Here is a 22,031-nt window from a genome sequence, read left to right on the forward strand (position 1 = left end):
ATGCCGTCCATCACGATCTATACCAAGGGCTGGTGCCCTTACTGCTCGGCCGCCAAGAACCTTCTCGAGGACAAGGGCGTCGCCTTCACCGAGATCGACATCGAGAAAAAGCCGGAAGCGCGGGCGGAAATGATCCAGAAAGCGAATGGCCGCACCACCGTGCCGCAGATCTTTATCGGCGACAAACATGTGGGCGGCTGCGATGATCTTTATGCCCTCGACGACCGGGGCCAGCTTGAGCCCATGCTGCAGGCCTGACGGAGACCGCTTGAGATGAACCCGACCCGCTTTACCGCCGCCTGCGTGCAGATGCGCTCCGGCCGCGATGTTTTGAAGAACCGCGACGCCGCCGTGGCCCTCGTGCGCGAGGCCGCCGACAAGGGCGCGCATTTCGCCCAGACGCCGGAGATGACCTCTCTCGTCTGTCGGGACCGGGCGGAGCTGTTCGACAAGGTCGGGCCTCAAGCGAATGATCCGGTGCTCGCCGCCCTGCAGGAGGTGGCGCGGGACAAGGGCATCCATGTCCATATCGGCTCGATTGCCGTAAAGGAGGGCGACAAGGTCGCCAACCGCGCCTTCCTGATCCACACGGACGGCGAGATCGTGACCTCCTACGACAAGATCCACCTCTACGACGTGGACCTGCCGAACGGTGAGAGCTGGCGGGAATCCGCCACCTATACCGGCGGCACCCATGCCGTGGCAGCGCCCCTGCCCTGGGGCTATCTCGGCATGACCATCTGCTACGACGTGCGCTTCGCAGCCCTCTACAAGGCGCTTGCCGAGAACGGGGCGTCGTTCCTCTCCGCACCCGCCGCCTTCACCAAGCAGACCGGCGAAGCCCATTGGCACGTGCTGCACCGGGCACGCGCCATCGAGACCGGCTCCTTCATGATTTCGGCCGCGCAAGGCGGCCTGCACGAGGATGGTCGCGAGACCTTCGGCCATTCGATCATCATCGACCCATGGGGCCGCGTGCTAGCGGAAGCCGGCACGGAACCTGGCGTGATCCTCGCCGAGATCGACACCGCCCTCGTCAGCGAAGTTCGCGGGCGCATCCCGACGCTCAAGAACGCGCGGACCTTCAAGGTCGAGGTGGTGCCGGAGTCCAGTACCGTCGGAACAGCCGCAACCGCATAAAGATTTCGAACCCGAAGGACATGATCAAGTACGCCCTGGCCTGCGAGCAGGCCCACGAATTCGAAAGCTGGTTTCCCTCGAGCGAGGCGTTCGAAACGCAGCGCAAGCGCGGCTTCGTGACCTGCCCGTTCTGCAATTCACTCAAGGTTGAGAAACAAATCATGGCGCCGTCCGTGGCGCGCACTGATAAAGCACCGCTCGCAGCAGCAGCTACGCCTGAACCGCAGCCGGTGGCCGTTCTCTCGGATCAGGAGCGCGAGCTGCGCGCCGCGCTTCGTGCGTTGCGCGAGCACGTGATGAAGAACTCGGAAGATGTCGGCAAGGGTTTTGTCGAGGAAGCCCGCAAGATGCATTACGGCGAGACGGAAGAGCGCTCGATCCATGGCGAGGCCGACATGGAGGAGGCCCGCGCGCTTCTGGACGAAGGCATCGACCTGCTGCCGCTGCCTGTCGTGCCGGATGACAGGAACTAGGTTCGCCGTTGCACGATTACGCTTGAAACGGGCAGTGACAGGCGGAACGGCGTTTGACGGTTTTCTTCACCAGTGACACCCATTTCGGCGATCCGCGCGTGTTGCGGATCGACAAGCGTCCGTTCAAGACGATTCCCGAGCACGATGCGGCTCTCATCGCCAACTGGAACGAGGTTGTTTTACCGGATGACGAGGTCTGGCATCTCGGGGACTTCGCCTTGCATGTGCGGCCGGAGCGCATCGATGAGCTTCTTAACGTTCTCAACGGCCGCAAGCACCTGATCACCGGCAACAACGACGGCGATGCGACCCTTGCGGCGAGGGGTTGGGAGAGTGTGCAGGCCTATGCCGAGCTCATGCTCGACGGGCACGCGCTCGTGATGTGCCATTACGCCTTTCGCACCTGGAAGAATATGGGGCGCGGCTGGATCGATCTGCACGGCCACTCCCACGCCAAGCTGAAACCGCAGACGCGGCAATACGATGTGGGCGTGGATGCTTTCGATTATCGTCCCGTGACCCTTGAGACGATATTGGCCTCCCGGGCACGCCGGAAGGCCAGTGTTTGAGATGGTCAGGCGCAGGCCTTTTCAGCACTGAGCACGAGCGGCGCATCCGCCCGGTCGAGTCTGAGGCTCCACAGCGCCAGAAGCAGGCCGGAAGCCGGCAGGAGGGCTGCAACCCAGGTCACCGCGCCCAAGCCTAAACCATGATCGATCACGAAACCGCCGAGCCACGCGCCGAGCGCGTTGCCGAGATTGAACGCGGCGATGTTGAGGCTCGACGCCAGGCTCTGACCGGCACCATCGGCTTTCTCGAGCACCCACATCTGCAACGGAGGAACGGTGGCGAACGCGGAAGCGCCCAGGAGGCCAACGAAGGCTATGGCCGCGATCTTGTTATGGAGGCCGAGCGTCATCGCGAGAAGAACCACGGCGAGCAGCGCAAGCGATCCGAGCAGTGTTGCGATGAGGCGACGGTCGGCGAGCTTGCCGCCGACCAGATTACCGAGTACCAACCCGCCGCCGAACACCAGTAGGATCGGTGACACGGCGGATTCGGAGAAGCCTGTCACCTGCGTGAGGATCGGCGCGATATAGGTGAAGACGGCGAACACGCCCGCATAGCCGAGAACCGTCGTGAGAAGCCCAAGTAAGACCGGGCGGCGACCGAGCACCTTCAGCTCGTCCTTGATGCTGCTGTTCTCGGCAGCATCCGGCCTGTCCTTCGGCACGAAGAGCGCGATGACGGCGAGCGCCGCGACGCCCACGAGGGYCACGGCCCAGAAGGTCGCGCGCCAGCCATAGGCTTGGCCGAGCCATGTGCCGAACGGAACACCCAGGATGTTGGCGACCGTCAGGCCGGTGAACATGATGGCGATCGCCGAGGCTTTCTTGTCGGCGGGTACAAGGTTGGTCGCCACGACCGAGCCGACGCCGAAGAAAGTGCCGTGTGCGAATGCGGTAAGCACACGGGCTCCCATCAGGGTCGCGTAGTCGGGCGCGATGGCGCAGGCGAGGTTGCCGAGCGTGAACACGATCATCAGCGCAAGCAGGACAGTCTTGCGCGACCAGCGCCCCGTGAGCGTGGTGAGAACCGGCGCGCTAACCACGACGCCGAGGGCATAGCCGGAAATGAGCAGGCCCGCCGCCGAGATGGTGACGCCGAGATCGGCGCTCACCTGGAGCAACAGACCCATGATGACGAATTCCGTGACGCCGATGCCGAAGGCGCCAGCTGTCAGGGCATAGAGGGCTAGAGGCATAGGATATCCTTGGAAGCAGCAGGGCCGTAGGGTGGGCGGAAGATGGACGCTTCGGCGCTTATGAACTAGCCTCTCGGACGGAACAGCATTTATGAATTGAAGTCACAATGGCACGGATAGACGTCAATCGGTCCGGAGAGATGGAAGTCTTCGTCAGGGCCGTCGATCTCGGCGGGTTTTCGGCGGCCGCGCGGGCTTTGCGCATGACGCCCTCGGCCGTGAGCAAGCTTATCGCGCGGCTGGAGGCGCGGCTCGGCGCGCGCCTCATCAACCGCTCGACCCGCAAGCTGCAGCTCACCCCGGAAGGCTCCTCCTTCTACGATCAGGCCCAGCGCATCCTGGCCGATCTCGACGAGGCCGAGCGAAGTGCCGCTGCCGGTGCTGCTCCGCGTGGGCGCCTGCGGGTGAACACGAGCGTGCCGTTCGGGACGCACCACCTCATCCCGCTGCTCCCGGAGTTTCTCGAGCGCCATCCTGAGATCACCATCGACGTCACCCTGACGGACAAGGTGGTCGATCTGCTGGAAGAGCGCGCCGACGTTGCGATCCGCGTCGGGCCTTTGAAGGAATCGCAGCTCGTCGCCCGCAAGCTCGGAGAGAGCCGGATGATGCTGGTGGCGGCGCCCGCCTATCTGGAAAAGCATGGCATTCCTCGAAGCCTATCGGACCTCGCCCGGCACAACCTTCTCGGCTTCAGCTTCGCCCGCCAAAGCAACGGCTGGCCTTTCCGGGATGCGGATGGGAACGTCACCGCCGTCGTGCCCACCGGCAATGCGCAGGTAAGTGACGGCGAGTCCATGCGGCTTCTCGTGCTCACGGGACTGGGCATCAGCCGCCTGTCGCAGGTCCATATCGGCCCGGATGTGAAGGCCGGCCGTCTCGTTTCCGTGTTGGAGCGCTATAATCCCGGCGATACGGAAAGCATTCACGCCGTCTATGTGGGCGGCGGGCATCTGCCCGTGCGGGTGCGCGCCTTTCTGGATTTTCTCGTGGAGAGGGTGCGCCTCGCCTGAGTCCTTCCATCGAGCGGCACGCTCTTGTTTTTGTGATGGGAAAAGGCGGCTTTATCCTCTGCCATCGTACGATGTGCGTTATGACGGGTTTGACCCGAGGGAGATCTGGATGGACCGGCACAAGAGCGACATGAGACCAAGCGGACACACATCGTTGATGCGTCGTTTCCTCGACAGCGAGGCCTCTGCCGGTATCATCCTGATGGGCGTGACGGTGATCGCGCTCGTTCTCGCGAACTCACCGTTGTCCGGTGCTTATTTCGGCATCCTGAAAAGTTACATCGTCGGCCTGAGCGTGCTGCACTGGATCAATGATGCATTGATGGCTTTGTTCTTTCTGCTCGTCGGTCTCGAGATCAAGCGCGAGATGCTGGACGGGCAGCTCTCCACCTGGCCGCGCCGCATCCTGCCCGGCATCGCGGCGCTCGGCGGCATGGTCGTGCCGGCGCTCGTCTATCTCGCCGTCACATGGAATGAGCCCGGTCTCAGGCCGGGCTGGGCGATTCCGACCGCTACGGATATTGCGTTCGCGCTCGGCGTGCTGGCGGTTCTCGGCTCGCGCGTGCCGGCCTCGCTCAAGATCTTCCTCACCGCGCTCGCCATTATCGACGATCTCGGCGCGATCATCATCATCGCGCTGTTCTACACAAGCAATCTCTCGCTCACGATGCTGGGCGCGGCCGCTTTGTGTCTCATCGTGCTCATGATCTTCAATCGCCTCAACGTCACGAGGCTCTTACCTTATCTGCTCGTCGGCGCGGTGCTGTGGTTCTTCGTTCTGAAATCGGGCATCCACGCGACGCTCGCGGGCGTGGCCCTGGCGCTGACGATTCCGCTCCAGCCCAATCCGAAGAAGACCCGCGCGGAGGATTCGCCGCTGCATCGCCTGGAGCATGCGCTTCATGCTCCCGTGGCCTATGCGATCATTCCGATCTTCGGTCTCGCCAATGCGGGCGTGTCGCTCTCAGGGCTGTCCTTCGAGACGCTGCTCAGCCCGCTGCCGCTGGGCATCGCGCTCGGTCTCTTCATCGGCAAGCAGGTCGGCGTTTATGCCTTTACCTGGGCGGCGCTTCATTTCCGTCTCGCCGACGTGCCGGCGGGCGCGACGCGGCTGCAATGCTACGGCGTCGCCCTGCTCTGCGGCATCGGCTTCACCATGAGCCTGTTCATCGGCGCGCTCGCCTTCCCGACGCAGCCGGAACTGGGTGATGCGACGAAGATCGGCGTACTCATGGGCTCGGTGATCTCGGCCCTTGCGGGCTACGTGCTGCTCTCGGTCGCGCCCCGCGAGCAACCTCAGATGCGCGAAGCGAGGAGCATGTAGTTGACGGAAAGGTCCTGCGAGAGGGACCAGCTGTCGCGCAGCGGATTATAGGCCACGCCCGTCAGGTCGTGGACGGAGAACCCGGTCTTGCCGATCGCCCCCGACAATTCGTCGGGCGTGACGAACTTGTCCCATTCGTGGGTGCCCTTGGGCAGCCAACCGAGGATGTATTCGGCCCCGACGATAGCGCTCGCGAACGAGCGCAGGGTCCGGTTGAGGGTCGCCATGGCAAGGCAGCCGCCGGGCTTCACCGCCTGGGCACAGGCATTCACGAAGGCCTGCACGTCGGCTACGTGCTCCACCACCTCCATAGCGAGCACCATGTCGAAGGTTTCTCCGCGGGCGACTACGGCCTCCACGGTCTCGTTGCGATAATCCACATCCACCCCTGCCCGCTCCGCATGGAGCGTTGCAACCGAGATGTTGGTAGGCGCGGGGTCGAGCCCCGTGACCTTGGCGCCAAGCCGCGCCAGCGGTTCCGAGAGCACGCCGCCGCCGCAGCCCACGTCGAGGATCGTCAGGCCTTCGAGGGAACGGGCGGAGCGCGGATCACGGCCAAAGCGCCGGCAGGCCTCGTCGCGAATATAGGCGAGGCGCACCGGATTGAACCTGTGCAGGACCTTCATGGGCCCGTTCGGATCCCACCAGGTCCCGGCGATCTGCTCGAAGCGGGCGACCTCGGCCGGGTCGATGGTGGTGGCTGCGCCGTCGGTCATGAAAACTTGGTTCCCTAAAGGCAAGAAATGGCGCGCCCGCGTTGACAGCAGGTTCCCCTGCCGTCATGTATACGCGCCTTTTCGCCCTGCGAAGGGCAAATTTTTTTCCCTGACCTTGAACGGCCTTCTTCGCATGCCCCGTCTTGTCATGAAGTTCGGCGGTACATCCGTCGCCACCGTAGAGCGCATCCGCAACGTGGCGCAGCACGTCAAACGCGAGGTCGAGGCGGGCTTCGACGTGGCCGTGGTCGTTTCCGCCATGTCGGGCAAGACCAACGAGCTTGTCGGCTGGGTGAAGGATGCTTCCGCCCTCTACGACACCAAGGAATACGACGTGGTCGTGGCCTCGGGCGAACAGGTGACCTCCGGCCTCCTGGCCGTGGCTTTGCAGGAAATCGGCGTCAATGCCCGCTCCTGGCAGGGCTGGCAGATCCCGATCATGACCTCCGACGCCCACGGATCGGCCCGAATCGCCGATATCGACGGCTCGAACATCATTGAGAGCTTCGAGAAGAACAAGGAAGTGGCCGTCGTGTCCGGCTTCCAGGGCGTCCACCAGGAGACCCGGCGCATCACGACATTGGGCCGTGGCGGCTCGGATACGAGCGCGGTTGCGCTCGCCGCCGCCATCCAGGCCGAGCGCTGCGACATCTATACGGATGTGGACGGCGTCTACACCACCGATCCGCGCATCGTGCCGAGGGCACAGCGCCTGGATAAGGTTTCCTACGAGGAAATGCTGGAGATGGCTTCGCTCGGGGCCAAGGTGCTTCAGGTGCGCTCGGTCGAGCTTGCCATGATGCACCGGGTTCCGACCTATGTGCGCTCCAGCTTCGACGATCCCTCCGAGCCCAAGCTCGGCACCCTCATCTGCGACGAGGAAGRCATCATGGAACAGCAGGTTGTCACGGGCATCGCCTATTCGCGCGACGAAGCCCAGATTACGTTGCGGAATGTGGCCGACAAGCCCGGCATCGCCGCCTCGATATTCGTCCCCCTGGCGGACGCCAACATCAACGTGGACATGATCATCCAGGTCGTGTCGGACGATACCACCACCACGGATCTGACCTTCACGGTCCCCTCCGCCGAATACGAGCGGGCCTGCGCCGTGCTGAACGCCCACAAGAACGAGATCGAGTTCAGGGATCTCCAGGGCGCCACGGACGTGGTGAAGGTCTCGGCCATCGGGGTGGGCATGCGCAGCCATGCGGGCGTGGCGGCCAAGGCCTTCAAAGCCTTGGCGGACAAGGGCATCAACATCCGCGCGATCACAACTTCTGAGATTAAATTCTCGGTTCTGATCGACTCCGCCTATACGGAACTTGCGGTTCGTACCCTCCACTCGCTATACGGCCTCGATAAAGCCTGATTGACGGCTGGTCCGTCAGCCTGCGACACTCGAATGAACAACCGCCGGTTTGCCTGCCCGGCACCGTAGGACGGGAACTGTAAAGCTCATGCCTAGCGCTCCCGGCGGTCCGCGCCTTCTGCTGCGCCGACTCCGCGAGATCATGGCGGAGCCGGTCGGGGCGCAGGACCGCCTCGACAAGATCGTCACGCAGATCGCCGCCAACATGGTGGCGGAGGTGTGCTCCGTCTATGTGATGCGCGGCGACGGCGTTCTCGAGCTGTTCGCGACCGAGGGTCTCAACCGGGAAGCGGTCCACCTGACCGTCATGCGCTCGGGCGAAGGCCTCGTCGGCCTCATCGCCTCGACCGCCGAGCCCCTGTCCCTCTCGGACGCGCAGAGCCACCCGGCGTTCTCCTACAAGCCCGAGACCGGCGAAGAGATCTACCACGCCTTCCTCGGCGTGCCGCTGCTTCGCGCCGGCAACACCATGGGAGTCCTCGTCGTCCAGAACCGGACCTACCGGGTCTATGCGGAAGAGGAAATCGAGGCCCTTCAGACCACCGCCATGGTGGTCGCCGAGATGATCGCCTCCGGCGAACTTCAGGCGCTGGCCCCGGTGGACACCGGCATTGCGCTCCGCCGCGCGGTCTACCAGAAGGGCACGTCCCTCGCCGATGGCGTGGGCTTGGGCCATGTGGTACTTCATGAGCCGCGTGTCGTCATCAAGAACCTCATCGCTGAGAACGTCGAGTCGGAACTCGCGCGCCTTGATAAGGCCATCGGTGAGGTGCGCGTTTCTATCGACGAGCTGATCGAGCGGGGCGACGTGGCCCATCACGGCGAGCATCGCGAGGTTCTGGAAACCTTCCGCATGTTTGCCCACGACCAGGGCTGGCTGCGGCGCATGCGCGAGGCGGTGACCTCCGGCCTCACCGCGGAAGCGGCGGTAGAGCGCGTGCAGTCCGACAACCGCGCCCGCATGCTGCGCCAGACCGATCCTTATCTGCGCGAGCGCCTGCACGATCTCGACGATCTCGCCAACCGCCTGCTCTTCCGCCTCATCGGGCGTAACATGGTGGCCGAGCGCGGCTCCCTGCCGGAGAACGCCATCATCGTGGCGCGCTCCATGGGGCCTGCGGCGCTCCTCGACTACGACCGCTCGCGACTGCGCGGCCTCGTGCTGGAGGAAGGCGGTCCGACCAGCCACATCGCCATCGTCGCCCGCGCGCTGGGCATTCCCGCCGTGGGCGAGGTCTCGAACGCCACCTCCCTCGCCGAGCCGGGCGATGCGATCATCGTCGACGGTGCGGCGGGCGAGGTTCAGATCCGGCCCAAGCCCGATGTGGAAGCGGCTTATGCGGAAAAGGCGCGTCTGCGCGCCCGGCGTCAGGAGCAGTATCTCAAGCTGCGCAACGTGCCCTCCGTCACGAAGGACGGCGCGGCGATCACCCTGCATCTCAATGCGGGCCTCGTCATCGACCTGCCGCATCTGGACGAGACGGGCGCCGAGGGCATCGGCCTGTTCCGCACGGAGCTGCAATTCATGGTGGCCGAGCGCATGCCCTCCGCCTCCGACCAGCAGGCGCTCTACGGCGCGGTCTTCGCCGCAGCGGGCGAGCGCCCCGTCACCTTCCGCACCCTCGACATCGGCGGCGACAAGATCCTGCCCTACATGCAGGCGGTGGAAGAAGAGAACCCGGCTCTCGGCTGGCGCGCGATCCGCATCGGGCTCGACCGTCCGGGCCTCCTGCGTGCGCAGGTCCGCGCCCTGTTGAAGGCCGCCGCCGGACGCCCGCTCAAGATCATGTTCCCGATGGTCGCGACCTGCGACGAGTTCGAGCGCGCCAAGCTGATCGTGGAGAAGGAGAAGACCTATCTCTCCAACCACGGCCATCCCCTGCCCTCCGACCTGAAGCTCGGGGTGATGCTGGAGGTACCCTCCCTCCTGTTCCAGCTGAAGGAGATCTGCTCGCGGGCGGATTTCATCTCCATCGGCTCGAACGACCTGATGCAGTTCCTCTTCGCCATCGACCGGGAGAACCGGCGCGTGTCGGACCGCTTCGACCCGCTGAGCGCGCCGATGCTGCGGGCGCTGAGCATGGTCGCCGAGCAGGCGCAGGCCTATGGCTGCCCGGCGACCCTGTGCGGCGAGATCGGTGGGCGGCCCCTTGAGGCCATGGCCCTGCTGGGCCTCGGCTTCCGCTCGCTTTCCATGTCGCCGGCCTCCATCGGTCCGGTGAAGGCGATGCTGCTGGCACTCGATGCCGCTGAACTCAAAACCTTCCTTCATGAAGAGCTGGAAAGCTCCGGCAGCGGCGATACGCTGCGCCAGAAGCTGATCCAGTTCGCGGAAACCCGTGGTATCCCGGTCTGATGTCGATTGCGCCTCCCTCCGACCGCCTGAACGCCATTCTGGCCCGTCATGACATCATCATGGCGACGCTCAATGCTGGGCCTGACCCTGAGACCTTCGTGTCCCTCTCCCGTGAGCTGGCGGAGCTCGACGGCGTCGTCGGCGCCATCCGCGCCTATCGCGCCATGGAGGACAACCTGAACGGCCTCCAGGCCATGGTCGACGATTCCGCGATGGATGCCGAGATGCGCTCGCTCGCCGAGGACGAGCTGCCCCAGGCGCGCGAGGATCTGGAAAAGGCCGCGCAGGACCTGCGCGTCATGCTGCTGCCCAAGGACGTGGCGGACGAGAAGAGCGCCATCCTCGAAATCCGCGCTGGCACCGGTGGCGACGAGGCCGCCCTCTTCGCGGGCGATCTTCTGCGCATGTACACCCGCTACGCGGACCTGAAAGGCTGGAAGGTCGAAATCGTCTCCGAGAGCGAAGGCACGGCGGGCGGCTACAAGGAAGTGGTGGCCGAGGTCAAAGGGCGCGGCGTGTTCGCTCGCCTGAAATTCGAGAGCGGCGCGCACCGGGTGCAGCGCGTGCCCGACACGGAAACGCAAGGCCGCATCCACACCTCCGCCGCAACCGTCGCCGTGCTGCCGGAAGCCGAGGACGTGGACATCGTCGTCAACGATGCCGACCTGAAGATCGATACCATGCGCGCGCAGGGTGCCGGCGGCCAGCACGTGAACAAGACCGAATCCGCGATCCGCATCACGCATATTCCCACTGGCACGGTGGTGTTCGTGCAAGACGAGCGTTCGCAGCATAAGAACCGCGCCCGCGCCATGGCCCTGCTGCGCTCGCGCCTCTACGACGCCGAGCGCACCGCCAAGGACGCAGCGCGCGCCGCCGACCGCAAGTCGCAGGTCGGCTCCGGCGACCGCTCCGAGCGCATCCGCACCTACAACTTCCCGCAAGGCCGCGTGACAGATCACCGGATCAACCTGACGCTCTACAAGCTCGAGGAAGTGATTGCGGGCAATGCCCTCGACGAGCTGATCGACGCGCTGATCACCGAGCATCAGGCAGCCCAGCTGGCGGACCAGGACAGGGCCGCATGATCGAAGGGCTGAGCCACATCACGCTCATCACCCGCGATCTGGAGCGCATGAGCGCGATCATCGAACAGACCCTCGGCGGCAAAGAAGTCTATTCGTCGGGCGACGATACTTTCTCGCTCTCCCGCGAAAAATTCTTCATCGTCGGCGGGCAATGGATTGCCGTGATGGAAGGCGAGAGCCTGCCCTCGCGCAGCTACAACCACATCGCCTTCAAGATTGCTGCAGCGGATATGGATGAATACCGCGCGCGCATCGAAAAGCTCGGCCTGGAATTCCGCGAATCCCGCCCCCGCGTCGAGGGCGAAGGCCATTCGCTCTATTTCTACGATGAGGACAATCACCTCTTCGAGCTGCATACCGGCACGCTGGACGAGCGGTTGGAACGGTATCGGCAGGGTCGGGTGGCGTGAAAACCCGCGCCCAGGCTTTGAAGGAATTGCGCCAGATTCTCGCCCAAGCCGGCTTTGAGACGGCGGCGCTCGATGCGCGGTTGCTGCTCCTGACGGCTCTCGGGATCTCCGCGACCGATCTCGTGATCCATCCGGACGCGTCCCTGACCCCGCAGCACGAACAAATCCTCGCCGATTTCACCCGCCGCCGGTTGGCTCATGAGCCGGTGGCGCGAATCGTCGGGGAGCGGGAGTTCTGGGGTCTGCCCTTCCGCCTGTCGCCGGAAACCCTCGTGCCGCGGCCCGATACCGAGACCGTGGTGGCGACGGTTCTGGAGCTTCTCCCGAATCGTCAGGCAGCTATGCGAATCGTCGATTTCGGCACCGGCTCGGGCTGCATTCTGGTGTCCCTGCTCCATGAGCTGCCACAGGCCACAGGGCTTGGGATCGACCTGTCCGAAAGCGCTCTGCGGACCGCTCGCGAAAATGCCTGGGTCAACGGGGTAGGCGAGCGAAGCTGCTTCGCGGCCTCCCGCTGGGCGGATGCGCTGTCCGGCTCCTTCGACCTCATCGTGTCCAACCCACCCTATATCGCCTCCCCGGTCATCTCGACGCTCGATGAAGAGGTCCGCAGGCACGATCCCCTCCTGGCGCTCGATGGGGGCCGGGACGGTCTGGCCCCCTACCGGATCCTGCTTGGGGAAGCCGAGCGGCTGCTTGCCCCCGGCGGGCTTCTTGCGGTCGAGATCGGCTATGACCAAGAAGAGGCTCTTCGAAGCTTGGCAGGCGCCAATGGCCTTGAAACTTTACGAGTGGCGCACGATCTCTCAGGACACCCCCGGTGTGTCGCCATGAAGCGCTTGTGATCGCAAAAACTGGGTCTTTCTTGTCTCAGGATGGGGTAAAAGCTGAAATACTGCTTGTTGGACCGGGAGGAACCCGCTAGATTCGACCCTAAGACATCGTCATCGGTCGAGAAAAAGCGGTCGCTCCTTGAGAGCATACCGAAAGACCAACCGATATCCATCGCGCAGGCAGGGGCCTTTGAACAGCCGGGCGCGATAACCTGAACCCGATACTGAAGGAAAGCGAGGCGCTAGACGCCTTGACCGTACGACAGACGGTTTGCCACGCGAACGGTGGGCGTTAAGCCCGTTCGGTGAATTATTGGCTTGCATATCGCGTGGGCTTTTAGAACCAGCGAGGCTCACAGAGCAAAAAAATGAGACCAGGACAAAACAGGCGTATGCGCGGTCGTAACAACAACCGCAACAACGGTGGCAACAAGGGTCCTAATCCCTTGACCAAGAGCTATGAGTCGAACGGCCCGGACGTCAAAATCCGCGGCACGGCTCAGCATATCGCCGAGAAATACAGCCAGCTCGCCCGCGATGCGCAGGCCAGCGGCGACCCGGTGGCTGCGGAAAACTATTTCCAGCACGCCGAGCACTATTACCGCATCATCGCCGCCGCCCAGGAGCAACTGCGCGAGCAGTACGGCTACCAGCAGCGCTTCGACGACGAGGGCGACGAGGAAGGCTTCGGCCAGAACGACCGCCCGAACTTCGAGCGCATGGGTGGCAATGGCGACGACATGGACCCCTCTTCGCAGCCGCAACCCTTCGAGAATCGCGGCGATGGCGAGCGTCCTTCCCGCTTCGACCGCGGGGATCGTCAGGATCGTGGAGAGCGCCAAGACCGTCCTGAGCGCCAGGATCGCGGTGAGCGCCAGGACCGTCCGGAGCGCCGTGAGCGCTTCCAGCGTGACCGCGCCCCGCGTCAGGACTTCCAGCGCGACGACCAGCAGCCCTTCGAGGGCGAGCGTCCGGCCCGTTTCGAGCGTGGGGATCGCCCTGAGCGCGGAGATCGTCCCGAGCGCCAGGAACGCCCTGAGCGTCAGGAACGTCCCGAGCGTCAGGACCGTGGAGATCGACCGGAGCGTAGCGAGCGTCCGGCGCGTAGCGAGCGCTTCCAGCGTGAACGCCGCCGCGAGGAGGCCGATGCCCCCGAGCAAGGCACCCTGCCCGCGTTCCTCACGAACCCGGTGCGTGCCGCAACTCCCGTCAACGACGAGGCTCCGGCTCCCGTCGTGCAGGATTTCGGCAATGCCGAAAGCGCCGAGGCTCCTCCGCGCCGCCGCCGCCGCACCCGCCGCGAGATGATCGAGGCCGCAGGCGAGGAAGCCGGTTTCACGCCGGATGTGGAAACCCCAGCCGCCGAGTAAGGCAGGCCAGGTTTAGAAATGGAAAAGGGAGAGCCTGGCTCTCCCTTTTTTGTTGCCGAAAATAGCTGAGGCATCCCGGGCGGCTTACAATGCCAAGCTCGACTGCTCGGCCTCTAGGCTGTCGCCGATGGCCATAGTGCCGCCTTCCAAAACTTCGGCGTAGATGCCGCAATCGAAATGGCCGTAGGCCTGCATGAGGCTTTTCGGAATCTGCAGGTCGCGGATGCCGCTGTCGGGATCGACATTGGTCGCCGCGCAGCGCTCGATACGCTTCGTCACCTTCAGCCGTACGCCGGAAGACGTGGCAAGCACCTGCCCCACGAGGTCGAACTCCGCCCAGGGTGCCAGCCCCTCGATGTGAACATTGCCCCTGAAGCGCAGGGGGTCGACCGGCGCCCCCACCACATTCTCCAGCTCCCGCACGCTCGCGAGATTGATGAGTGAAACGAAGCCCCGCCGAGAATCAGTGAAGCGGAAGCCATTGGGCGCGCCCAGCACTTTCGGCGGGCCGCGCAGCTCCTTGGGCATGAAGCGCCGGAAGAAGGCCTCGATGGCGAGCCGCCCTTGAACGGTGGAGAGATCGCCTCGCGCTACCTCGCGCCCGCCCTCCTCGATGAAGAGCGTGGTGATCTTGTCGTAATAGCGGGTTCTCAGGCGCGCCAAGCTCTCGTTGCGCATGAGCATGAGAAACTTGATCTTGGGCTGGTGCGCCGGGTTTTCCGGATCGAACCCCGCCGGTCCGTTCTCGATGGCAAACAGCCGATCCCCCGGAAAATACCCGCCCTTGGCGAGATCCGCTGAATTCAGCGGCTCGGGCGAAAGGCCTTTGACGGGATAGCGCTGGAGGGAAGCGATGCGAACGGTCATGGGGGATCGATAGAGGGCGTCGGGGCGAGGGGCAAGGCATGGCTGGAAATTACAGTATTATTCCCGGCCGAAGCGCAGCGGAGGGGAAGGGAATCCACCCACAAGCGCGGCGCTATGGAACCCCTTCCCTCGCCTGCGGCTCGCCGGGGATGACAGTGAGGGTCCGCCAAAAAGGAAAAGGCCCTGCCAGGGGCAGGGCCTCTCTTATCGCCAACAGTGACAAACCTACGAAGCATCCCCCGAGCGCGCCACCTTGGAGCGCTTCATCTGGGGCGTAAAGCCAGCCTCTCTGGCGCGGTCGACTTCGACCTTGTGCGTATCGGCATGCATGCCTTCATGAGCGGTTTGATGCTCGGGGATGTGGGCCGCGGGTCCGGCCTCCTGCTTCATGCGCAGGGCTTTTTCGGCGTTGGCCACTAATTCCTGGCGGGCCTTCTCGGCCTTGCGTTTCTTGGGGCTGAGGCGGGAAACAAGATCGGATAATGCCATGGTGATTTACTCCTTTGCGCGGGAGAGAACGCCGTCGCTCCGGTCGCTACGATGGGTGGGCGGGGTCTGAACGTTTTGCCGGTTCTCAGGGATGTCGCGGGAGGTCTTCATGGTCCCCGTCGAATCACCGATATCCTGGCTGTTTTTGGTGCGCTCAGGGGTCTCATCGAGCCCCTCGCGCGCCCGTTCGTTTTCTGTGGTGCTGCCGAAGGTCTCCGGCGTCACCGAGGGCTGCTGTTCTGCCGGACTTTCCGGCACGGCCAAGCCAAGCTCTGCATTGCGCGCCAGATCGGCGCGGGCCTTTTCGGCGTCGGAACGCGGATCGCGCGCCATGGGAATCTCCTCAAACCGGATGAGAACACGTGCTGGGTCAATGCGAGCCCCGCAACCGGGTTCCCCTCTTGTTGTTCGGGATCAAGGCACCCACCTTAAGCGCAGCGGATGCTTCGTGATGAAGGTCCGACATCGCTGGGTCTGCTTGCGCCTCGTGGAGGGCGGGTGGATCTGAGGAGGGATGATACAAATGAACTTTGAAAAATACACCGAGCGTGCCCGGGGTTTCGTGCAGGCTGCGCAGAATCTCGCCATGCGGGAAGGCCATCCGCAGCTTTCCCCCGGCCATGTACTGAAGGTCCTGCTCGACGATCCTGAAGGCCTCTGTGCGGGCCTCATCGACCGTGCGGGCGGACGCTCGCGCGATGCCCATGCGGCCGTCGAGCAATGGCTCGCCAAGCAGCCGAAGGTTTCCGGCTCCGCCGCGCAGCCGCAGGCCACGCGTGAGCTGATGCGCTTCTTCGACACCGCCGAGAAGGCAGCCGAGAAGGCGGGCGACTCTTATGTCACCGTCGAGCGTATGCTACTGGCTCTCGCCGTCGAGAAGGACACGGAGGCCGGCAAGATTCTGGCCCAGGCCGGCGTGACCGCTCAAGGGCTCAACAACGCCATTAATTCCCTGCGCAAGGGCCGCACCGCCGACAATGCGACGGCGGAGAACGCCTATGACGCGCTGAAGAAATACGCGCGCGATCTCACGGAAGCGGCGCGTGACGGCAAGCTCGACCCGGTCATTGGCCGCGACGAGGAAATCCGCCGCACGATCCAGGTTCTGTCGCGCCGCACCAAGAACAACCCGGTGCTCATCGGCGAGCCGGGCGTCGGCAAGACCGCCATCGTGGAAGGCTTGGCGCTCCGCATCGTCAACGGCGACGTGCCTGAGTCGCTCAAGGACAAGCAGCTGCTCGCCCTCGACATGGGTGCGCTGATCGCGGGCRCGAAATATCGCGGCGAGTTCGAGGAGCGCCTGAAAGCCGTGCTGAGCGAAGTGACCTCGGCCGAGGGCGGCATCATTCTCTTCATCGACGAGATGCACACGCTCGTCGGCGCAGGCAAGGCCGATGGCGCGATGGATGCCTCGAACCTCTTGAAGCCCGCGCTCGCGCGCGGCGAGCTGCACTGCGTCGGCGCGACCACGCTCGACGAGTACCGCAAGCATGTGGAGAAGGATGCGGCGCTTGCCCGTCGTTTCCAGCCGGTCTTCGTGAGCGAGCCCACCGTGGAGGACACGGTGTCGATCCTGCGCGGCCTGAAGGAGAAGTACGAGCAGCATCACGGCGTGCGCATCACCGACTCGGCGCTCGTTGCCGCCGCGACGCTCTCGAACCGCTACATCACCGACCGGTTCCTGCCGGACAAGGCCATCGACCTCGTGGACGAGGCATCCTCGCGCCTGCGCATGCAGGTCGATTCCAAGCCCGAGGAGCTCGACAATATCGACCGCGAGATCGTGCGGCTGAAGATCGAGCAGGAGGCGTTGAAGAAGGAAACGGATTCCGCGTCCAAGGATCGCCTCGAGCGTCTGACGAAGGAGCTCGCGGATCTGGAGGAGAAGTCCTCCGCCATCACGCAGCGCTGGAAGGCCGAGAAGGACAAGCTCGGCACGGCTGCCGACCTCAAGAAGAAGCTCGAAGAGGCCCGCAATCAACTGGCCTCTGCGCAGCGCTCCGGCGATTGGGCGAAGGCGGGCGAGTTGTCCTACGGCGTCATTCCGGGGCTTGAGAAGCAGCTGTCCGAAGTCGAAGCGAAGGCGGATGGCGGCGGCCTGATGGAAGAGGCGGTGACGCCCGACCACGTGGCGGGTGTCGTCTCCCGCTGGACCGGCGTGCCCGTCGACAAGATGCTCGAAGGCGAGCGCGAGAAACTGCTGCACATGGAGCAGGATCTCGGCAAACGCGTGGTCGGTCAGCGCGAGGCCGTCGAGGCCGTGTCCACCGCGGTGCGCCGTGCCCGCGCGGGCTTGCAGGATCCGAACCGGCCCATCGGCTCGTTCATGTTCCTCGGCCCCACGGGCGTCGGCAAGACGGAGCTCACCAAGGCTCTCGCCGCCTTCCTGTTCGACGACGAGTCGGCGCTCGTGCGCATCGACATGTCGGAATACATGGAGAAGCACTCGGTCGCCCGTCTCATCGGCGCGCCTCCCGGCTATGTGGGCTATGAGGAGGGCGGCGCTCTGACGGAAGCCGTTCGCCGCAGGCCTTATCAGGTGGTGCTGTTCGACGAGRTCGAGAAGGCGCATCCGGACGTGTTCAACGTCCTTCTGCAGGTGCTCGACGACGGACGTCTCACGGACGGCCAAGGCCGCACCGTGGACTTCCGCAACACGCTTATCATCATGACCTCGAACTTAGGCTCGGAATATCTGGTGAACCAGCCCGAGGGACAGGATAGCGATGTGGTGCGCGATGAAGTCATGGGCGTGGTGCGCGCGCATTTCCGGCCCGAGTTCCTCAACCGCGTGGACGAGATCATCCTGTTCCACCGGCTGAAGCGCTCGGAGATGGGCGCTATCGTCGACATCCAGCTGGCACGCCTGGAGAAGCTCCTCCTCGATCGCAAGATTACCCTGGAGCTTGATGATGCTGCTCGCGAATGGCTGGCCGAAAAAGGCTACGAGCCGGCTTACGGCGCGCGCCCGCTGAAGCGCGTGATCCAGAAGAACGTGCAGGACCCGCTGGCCGAGGCCATCCTCTCCGGCGAGATCAAGGACGGCGAAACTGTGCCGGTGCATGCAGGCCCCCTGGGCCTGACCATCGGCAACACCAATGTCTCCGCCGAGAAGCGCCCGCCGGAAGGTGTGCGACTAAACTAATTCGATGAAAACGAAAATGGCCGGGGAAACCCGGCCATTCTTTTTTAAGAGGTGACTGATGCGCCGCTCCTACTCAGCGGCCGCCTGAAAATCCTCTTCGTCACGAATACGCGTTTGCGTACCCTCACGCAGGAGCATGTCCTTGTCGGTCCGCGCCGCCTTGTCCTCGCGCAGCTCGCGCTTCGAACGGCGAAGCTGCTTTGCGGACTTTTGCAATGCAGCGCGGAACGCGGCGTAGAGGTCCTTGTTCTTGGCCTCGCCGCTCATCACCTTCAACGCGCCCATCTGGATGTTGACCGTGCATCGGTAAGTGATGCCGTCACGGGTGGCATGCACCGAGGCCATGATGAGATGGCCGAAGTACTTAGCCGCCACCTGACGGATGTTGGTTTTCGCATACTCGGGAAACATATCGCCCAAATCGACATTTGAGCTTTGCACCAGGATGTTTTCGGCGCCTTCGAGACTCATTCGCTCCTCCGTTGGTGAAGGTTCGAGGGCTAACGACCTTCCTGCAAGAAGGTTGCAGGCCGTGGAAACAAAACTTGCCCCTGTGAAGTTGGAAGAGGTTTAGGCTCTGCGCTCCCGCTCACCCACATCGAAGGCCCTCTCCTCGAGCCCGAATCGTTGCGAACAAAAGCCTTGCGCAAGCGTTCGCCCCGACACGCCGTTCGCAGGAGACATCCATGCCCTCACGCCACCTCGTCATCGCGGGTCTCGGGCTCGCCCTCAGTCTACCCGCCGTCGCTCAGCAATCGAGCCCAGGAATTTCCTCCCCCACCACGACGCAGCCCGCCGAGACTCAAGCCAACCCGGCTCTCGGCCAGAATGCGCAGGAGCGCCAGCAGCGCACGCAACAGGGCGGCACACCGCAAGATACGCAGGCGCCCATGCGCCAGGGCCAAGCTAGCAGCGCTCCCGCCGCGCAGGGCCAGCAGCAATCCCAGGCCGACCGCCAGTACATCCAGCAGACGCTCGCCATGGGTACGGTGTCGCTGCAGCAATCGAATTTTGCGCATAGCAAGGCGCAGAACCCGCGCGTGAAGCAATTCTCCGAGTTCGAAATCGGCGAGCAGAATAACATCGCCGATGTCCTACATTCCTTCGCCGACCCTGCTGCGACCGCATCGACGACAGCAGGCGCGCAGGCCGCCGCCTCCACCGCGCCGGAACTGCCGCAATCGGAATCGGCTGCCATGGAACGCCTGTCGAAGGCGCAAGCGGGGGCGGGCTTCGACAAGGATTACGTGACCCTGCAGATCAAGGGCCACGAGGAGCTTCTGAAAATTCAGGAGAGCTATATCAAGAGCTCGGGCAATCGCGAGATGACGAACATCGCCAAGCTCGCGCGCGGCCAGATCAAGGAGCATATCGCGACGCTCCAGAGCATTCAGAAAGAGCTTGGCCGCTAAGGGTTTTTCCGGCTCCGTCCTTTCAGTCCTCCAGAGCCGGAACCCCCTCTCCCGACAACACGTTGCCCCTCCAATCCGCAGGCTTACCGGCCTGCTTAAGCCAAGCAAGAGGAGTATCCGATGGCGCGAGACAAGCGCGGAAGCACGCCTGAGCCGGATGTCGATGAAGTCCTGAACGATCTCACTCAGGAAGAAACCGGCGATGATTTCGTCGCGGGTCCGACCCAGCGCAACGAGATCGGCAACGCCAAGCGCGCGGCGGCCAAGGCCACGGGCCTGATGGGCGCCTCCAAGAAGCTCGATCCCGATCTCGATATCGACCATGTCGATGACGGCCGGATTACCAGCGGCTCTAAAGCCGGCATCCATTCCTTCAATGAAGTGTCTGAGGAGGAAGACGACGAGGCCGGCTTCCGCATGTCCAATGAGGAGATCGCGGAAAGCACCGCCACCACCGCGCAGAAAAGCCCGGCGGCCCGCGCGGCGCAGACCGATGGAACAGCAGCTCCGACCGGCATGAGCGGCGGCGCAGCATCCCGCAAGCGGGTGCCCGCACCCGGCACCGCAGTAGACGTGCCGAAAGGAAAGCTGGTGCGCGGCCAAGGGGCAGCGAACCAGCCCGACGACGAGAAGCCGAAGCGCTAGGCCCACGCTGACGAGGGGCGAGATCGGAATCCCCTCGCTAAGCGCAATTTTCAAAGAGTGCTGAACTTCAACAATCACGGCACCCCGGCCTTCGCGCTGGGGTGCCGTTTCACCCCCCTCCCCAACGGAAGGTGGAGTGACAAGCACCCGCCTCGCGCTTTATGGATCTTTCAGCCGAACCATAAAGACGTCGAGGAAATTCCCATGGATAGAAGAAAAGTTCTCAAAGGCGCCGGCCTTGCCGCCGCGGCCGGTGTTGTCGCTTCGCCCGCCATCGCCCAGGCCAATCCCGAAATCCGCTGGCGCATGACCTCGGCTTACCCGAAGAGCCTCGATACCCTCTTCGGCGCGGGCGAGATGATCTCCAAGCGCGTGGCCGCTGCCACCGACAACAAGTTCCAGCTCCAGGTCTTCGCCGCAGGCGAAATAGTGGGCGCCTTGCAGAGCCTCGATGCGACGCAGAACGGCACGGTTGAATGCTCCTACACTCTGTCGAGCTTCTTCATCGGCAAGGACCCGACCTTCATGTTCGATACGTCCGTGCCGTGGGGCATGAACGTTCGCCAGCACAATGCCTGGATGTATTATGGCGGCGGCCTCGAACTCATGCGCGAGTTCATGAAGGACTACAGCATCTACCCGATCCCGGCCGGCCAGACGGGCGCGCAGATGGGCGGCTGGTTCCGCAAGGAGATCAAGTCGATCGCGGACCTCCAGGGCCTCAAGATGCGCATTGCCGGCATGGGCGGCCAGATCATGGCCAAGCTCGGCGTGGTGCCTCAGGTGCTTGCGGCAGGTGACATCTACCCGGCGCTGGAGCGCGGCACCCTCGACGCGGTGGAATTCTCCGGCCCGCATGACGACGAGAAGCTCGGCTTCGTGAAGGTGGCCCAGTACTACTATTATCCGGGCTTCTGGGAAGGCGGCGCGCAGCCCTCGCTCTACGTGAACATGAACAAGTGGAACGAGCTGCCGCCCAACTACAAGGCCATCCTCGAAGCAGCCTGCGCCGAGGCCAACGCCATGTGCGTGGCAAAATACGATGCGCAGAACGCCGATGCGATCCGACGCCTCGCAGGACAGGGCGTACAGTTGCGTCCCTTCCCGCGCGACATCATGGAACAGAGCTACAAGGAAGCTTACAAGCTCTATGGCGAGCTTGCAGCCTCCAACGCCAAGTTCAAGAAGGTCTATGATTCCTGGAGCGCCTTCCGCGAGAAGGAACTCACTTGGTTCCGCATCGCCGAGCTACCCTTCGACTACTTCGTCAACCAGCAGCAGGGCCAGCGCTGATCGAAGCGAGATGATAAAAGGGCCGCTTCCATGAAAGTGGAAGCGGCCCTTTTCGTTGTCATGCCGCAATGTTTGGCGGCGAACCGAAGCTTGCCGCTGCGCGTTGTCTCCACGCAGATCCCGAAGCCCCAGATCTCGGAGATCATGGAGATTCAACATGGACGAAAAGACCAAGCATCAGGAAAAAACGATCAAACAAGGCAAGAAGGACGAGAAGCTGCCCGAGAATACCAAGGCCGAACTCGACAAGAAGCTCGATGAGGGCGTGGAAGAAAGCTTTCCGGCCAGCGATCCGGTTTCCGTGAAGATCACGAAGTAAT

23 protein-coding genes are annotated in these 22,031 nt (G+C 63.7%); 17 read left to right on the forward strand and 6 right to left on the reverse strand.

The window, feature by feature from the left end:
* Genes grxC through ACXJKO_RS01185 form a run of 4 tightly spaced genes read left to right on the forward strand, consistent with a single transcriptional unit; the run spans position 1 to position 2,182 of the window.
* A complete protein-coding gene (grxC, locus tag ACXJKO_RS01170; RefSeq protein ID WP_457089239.1) occupies positions 1–258 on the forward strand; it encodes a glutaredoxin 3 in 258 nt (85 codons plus the stop codon).
* Positions 259–273: 15 nt separating this feature from the next.
* Complete coding sequence (locus tag ACXJKO_RS01175) at positions 274–1,140, forward strand: carbon-nitrogen hydrolase family protein (RefSeq protein ID WP_457089240.1); 867 nt, start codon at positions 274–276, stop codon at positions 1,138–1,140.
* Between the two features lie 20 nt (positions 1,141–1,160).
* Positions 1,161–1,613 (forward strand): DUF1178 family protein, encoded by a 453-nt coding sequence (locus ACXJKO_RS01180; RefSeq protein ID WP_457089241.1) that lies wholly within the window; start codon positions 1,161–1,163, stop codon positions 1,611–1,613.
* 53 nt (positions 1,614–1,666) lie between these two features.
* On the forward strand, positions 1,667–2,182 hold the full coding sequence (locus tag ACXJKO_RS01185) for a metallophosphoesterase family protein (RefSeq protein WP_457089242.1): 516 nt from the start codon (positions 1,667–1,669) through the stop codon (positions 2,180–2,182).
* Between the two features lie 5 nt (positions 2,183–2,187).
* Here the strand turns inward: ACXJKO_RS01185 and ACXJKO_RS01190 are convergent, their stop codons facing one another.
* The gene (locus ACXJKO_RS01190) at positions 2,188–3,378 is read right to left on the reverse strand and encodes an MFS transporter (RefSeq protein ID WP_457089243.1); all 1,191 of its coding nucleotides are present in this window, start codon (positions 3,376–3,378) and stop codon (positions 2,188–2,190) included.
* Positions 3,379–3,485: 107 nt separating this feature from the next.
* On the opposite strand from ACXJKO_RS01190, the gene ACXJKO_RS01195 reads away from it, so the two are divergent.
* Both ACXJKO_RS01195 and nhaA read left to right on the forward strand, forming a co-directional pair.
* A complete protein-coding gene (locus ACXJKO_RS01195; RefSeq protein ID WP_457089244.1) occupies positions 3,486–4,391 on the forward strand; it encodes a LysR family transcriptional regulator in 906 nt (301 codons plus the stop codon).
* A gap of 157 nt (positions 4,392–4,548) precedes the next feature.
* Complete coding sequence (gene nhaA / locus ACXJKO_RS01200; protein WP_457089348.1) at positions 4,549–5,715, forward strand: Na+/H+ antiporter NhaA; 1,167 nt, start codon at positions 4,549–4,551, stop codon at positions 5,713–5,715.
* Here the strand turns inward: nhaA and ubiG are convergent.
* A complete protein-coding gene (ubiG, locus tag ACXJKO_RS01205; protein WP_457089245.1) occupies positions 5,688–6,431 on the reverse strand; it encodes a bifunctional 2-polyprenyl-6-hydroxyphenol methylase/3-demethylubiquinol 3-O-methyltransferase UbiG in 744 nt (247 codons plus the stop codon). The two genes, nhaA and ubiG, sit on opposite strands and share 28 nt — an antisense overlap.
* Before the next feature lie 133 nt (positions 6,432–6,564).
* On the opposite strand from ubiG, the gene ACXJKO_RS01210 reads away from it, so the two are divergent.
* The 6 genes from ACXJKO_RS01210 (at position 6,565) to ACXJKO_RS01235 (ending at position 13,860) form a co-directional block, all read left to right on the forward strand.
* Positions 6,565–7,803 (forward strand): aspartate kinase, encoded by a 1,239-nt coding sequence (locus ACXJKO_RS01210; RefSeq protein ID WP_457089246.1) that lies wholly within the window; start codon positions 6,565–6,567, stop codon positions 7,801–7,803.
* A gap of 88 nt (positions 7,804–7,891) precedes the next feature.
* Positions 7,892–10,159, forward strand: a complete 2,268-nt coding sequence (ptsP, locus tag ACXJKO_RS01215) for a phosphoenolpyruvate--protein phosphotransferase (RefSeq protein ID WP_457089247.1) — start codon at positions 7,892–7,894, stop codon at positions 10,157–10,159.
* Positions 10,159–11,247, forward strand: coding sequence for a peptide chain release factor 1 (prfA, locus tag ACXJKO_RS01220; protein WP_457089248.1), 1,089 nt, complete (start codon positions 10,159–10,161; stop codon positions 11,245–11,247). Before ptsP ends, prfA begins: the two co-directional genes overlap by 1 nt.
* Positions 11,244–11,657 carry a FosX/FosE/FosI family fosfomycin resistance hydrolase gene (fosX, locus tag ACXJKO_RS01225; protein WP_457089249.1) on the forward strand — a complete coding sequence of 138 codons (414 nt, stop codon included), beginning with the start codon at positions 11,244–11,246 and terminating at the stop codon, positions 11,655–11,657. The genes prfA and fosX overlap by 4 nt, the downstream gene beginning before the upstream one ends.
* Positions 11,654–12,502: a peptide chain release factor N(5)-glutamine methyltransferase gene (gene prmC, locus ACXJKO_RS01230; RefSeq protein ID WP_457089250.1), complete on the forward strand. Its 849-nt coding sequence runs from the start codon at positions 11,654–11,656 to the stop codon at positions 12,500–12,502. The genes fosX and prmC overlap by 4 nt, the downstream gene beginning before the upstream one ends.
* 380 nt (positions 12,503–12,882) lie before the next feature.
* Positions 12,883–13,860, forward strand: a complete 978-nt coding sequence (locus ACXJKO_RS01235) for a DUF4167 domain-containing protein (RefSeq protein ID WP_457089251.1) — start codon at positions 12,883–12,885, stop codon at positions 13,858–13,860.
* Positions 13,861–13,944: 84 nt separating this feature from the next.
* Here the strand turns inward: ACXJKO_RS01235 and ACXJKO_RS01240 are convergent, their stop codons facing one another.
* The 3 genes from ACXJKO_RS01240 to ACXJKO_RS01250 form a co-directional block, all read right to left on the reverse strand.
* Positions 13,945–14,727: an MOSC domain-containing protein gene (locus ACXJKO_RS01240; RefSeq protein ID WP_457089252.1), complete on the reverse strand. Its 783-nt coding sequence runs from the start codon at positions 14,725–14,727 to the stop codon at positions 13,945–13,947.
* A 225-nt stretch (positions 14,728–14,952) separates the two neighbouring features.
* Complete coding sequence (locus ACXJKO_RS01245) at positions 14,953–15,216, reverse strand: hypothetical protein (protein WP_457089253.1); 264 nt, start codon at positions 15,214–15,216, stop codon at positions 14,953–14,955.
* A gap of 6 nt (positions 15,217–15,222) precedes the next feature.
* Positions 15,223–15,549 (reverse strand): hypothetical protein, encoded by a 327-nt coding sequence (locus ACXJKO_RS01250; RefSeq protein WP_457089254.1) that lies wholly within the window; start codon positions 15,547–15,549, stop codon positions 15,223–15,225.
* Between the two features lie 190 nt (positions 15,550–15,739).
* Between ACXJKO_RS01250 and clpB the strand changes: the two genes are divergently transcribed.
* Positions 15,740–18,361, forward strand: a complete 2,622-nt coding sequence (gene clpB, locus ACXJKO_RS01255; protein WP_457089255.1) for an ATP-dependent chaperone ClpB — start codon at positions 15,740–15,742, stop codon at positions 18,359–18,361.
* Positions 18,362–18,430: 69 nt separating this feature from the next.
* On the opposite strand, the gene hpf is transcribed toward clpB, so the two are convergent.
* The gene (hpf, locus tag ACXJKO_RS01260) at positions 18,431–18,832 is read right to left on the reverse strand and encodes a ribosome hibernation-promoting factor, HPF/YfiA family (protein WP_457089256.1); all 402 of its coding nucleotides are present in this window, start codon (positions 18,830–18,832) and stop codon (positions 18,431–18,433) included.
* Between the two features lie 215 nt (positions 18,833–19,047).
* Here hpf and ACXJKO_RS01265 point away from each other — a divergent pair, with 215 nt between their 5' ends.
* The 4 genes from ACXJKO_RS01265 (at position 19,048) to ACXJKO_RS01280 (ending at position 22,030) form a co-directional block, all read left to right on the forward strand.
* The gene (locus ACXJKO_RS01265; RefSeq protein WP_457089257.1) at positions 19,048–19,773 is read left to right on the forward strand and encodes a DUF4142 domain-containing protein; all 726 of its coding nucleotides are present in this window, start codon (positions 19,048–19,050) and stop codon (positions 19,771–19,773) included.
* A 120-nt stretch (positions 19,774–19,893) separates the two neighbouring features.
* Positions 19,894–20,418 carry a hypothetical protein gene (locus ACXJKO_RS01270; RefSeq protein ID WP_457089258.1) on the forward strand — a complete coding sequence of 175 codons (525 nt, stop codon included), beginning with the start codon at positions 19,894–19,896 and terminating at the stop codon, positions 20,416–20,418.
* Positions 20,419–20,622: 204 nt separating this feature from the next.
* On the forward strand, positions 20,623–21,711 hold the full coding sequence (locus ACXJKO_RS01275) for a TRAP transporter substrate-binding protein (RefSeq protein ID WP_457089259.1): 1,089 nt from the start codon (positions 20,623–20,625) through the stop codon (positions 21,709–21,711).
* A 157-nt stretch (positions 21,712–21,868) separates the two neighbouring features.
* Positions 21,869–22,030: a hypothetical protein gene (locus ACXJKO_RS01280; protein WP_457089260.1), complete on the forward strand. Its 162-nt coding sequence runs from the start codon at positions 21,869–21,871 to the stop codon at positions 22,028–22,030.
* Position 22,031 lies beyond the last annotated feature (1 nt).

It is taken from the genome of Microvirga sp. P5_D2 (genome assembly GCF_054049475.1).

Excerpts from the sequence above, each read along its gene's own strand:
- grxC (WP_457089239.1), top strand. The coding sequence starts at position 1 with ATGCCGTCCATCACGATCTATACCAAGGGCTGGTGCCCTTACTGCTCG.
- ACXJKO_RS01175 (WP_457089240.1), top strand. The coding sequence starts at position 274 with ATGAACCCGACCCGCTTTACCGCCGCCTGCGTGCAGATGCGCTCCGGC.
- ACXJKO_RS01180 (WP_457089241.1), top strand. The coding sequence starts at position 1,161 with ATGATCAAGTACGCCCTGGCCTGCGAGCAGGCCCACGAATTCGAAAGC.
- ACXJKO_RS01195 (WP_457089244.1), top strand. The coding sequence starts at position 3,486 with ATGGCACGGATAGACGTCAATCGGTCCGGAGAGATGGAAGTCTTCGTC.
- nhaA (WP_457089348.1), top strand. The coding sequence starts at position 4,549 with ATGCGTCGTTTCCTCGACAGCGAGGCCTCTGCCGGTATCATCCTGATG.
- ubiG (WP_457089245.1), bottom strand. The coding sequence starts at position 6,431 with ATGACCGACGGCGCAGCCACCACCATCGACCCGGCCGAGGTCGCCCGC.
- ptsP (WP_457089247.1), top strand. The coding sequence starts at position 7,892 with ATGCCTAGCGCTCCCGGCGGTCCGCGCCTTCTGCTGCGCCGACTCCGC.
- prfA (WP_457089248.1), top strand. The coding sequence starts at position 10,159 with ATGTCGATTGCGCCTCCCTCCGACCGCCTGAACGCCATTCTGGCCCGT.
- fosX (WP_457089249.1), top strand. The coding sequence starts at position 11,244 with ATGATCGAAGGGCTGAGCCACATCACGCTCATCACCCGCGATCTGGAG.
- ACXJKO_RS01235 (WP_457089251.1), top strand. The coding sequence starts at position 12,883 with ATGCGCGGTCGTAACAACAACCGCAACAACGGTGGCAACAAGGGTCCT.
- ACXJKO_RS01240 (WP_457089252.1), bottom strand. The coding sequence starts at position 14,727 with ATGACCGTTCGCATCGCTTCCCTCCAGCGCTATCCCGTCAAAGGCCTT.
- ACXJKO_RS01245 (WP_457089253.1), bottom strand. The coding sequence starts at position 15,216 with ATGGCATTATCCGATCTTGTTTCCCGCCTCAGCCCCAAGAAACGCAAG.
- ACXJKO_RS01250 (WP_457089254.1), bottom strand. The coding sequence starts at position 15,549 with ATGGCGCGCGATCCGCGTTCCGACGCCGAAAAGGCCCGCGCCGATCTG.
- hpf (WP_457089256.1), bottom strand. The coding sequence starts at position 18,832 with ATGAGTCTCGAAGGCGCCGAAAACATCCTGGTGCAAAGCTCAAATGTC.
- ACXJKO_RS01265 (WP_457089257.1), top strand. The coding sequence starts at position 19,048 with ATGCCCTCACGCCACCTCGTCATCGCGGGTCTCGGGCTCGCCCTCAGT.
- ACXJKO_RS01270 (WP_457089258.1), top strand. The coding sequence starts at position 19,894 with ATGGCGCGAGACAAGCGCGGAAGCACGCCTGAGCCGGATGTCGATGAA.
- ACXJKO_RS01275 (WP_457089259.1), top strand. The coding sequence starts at position 20,623 with ATGGATAGAAGAAAAGTTCTCAAAGGCGCCGGCCTTGCCGCCGCGGCC.
- ACXJKO_RS01280 (WP_457089260.1), top strand. The coding sequence starts at position 21,869 with ATGGACGAAAAGACCAAGCATCAGGAAAAAACGATCAAACAAGGCAAG.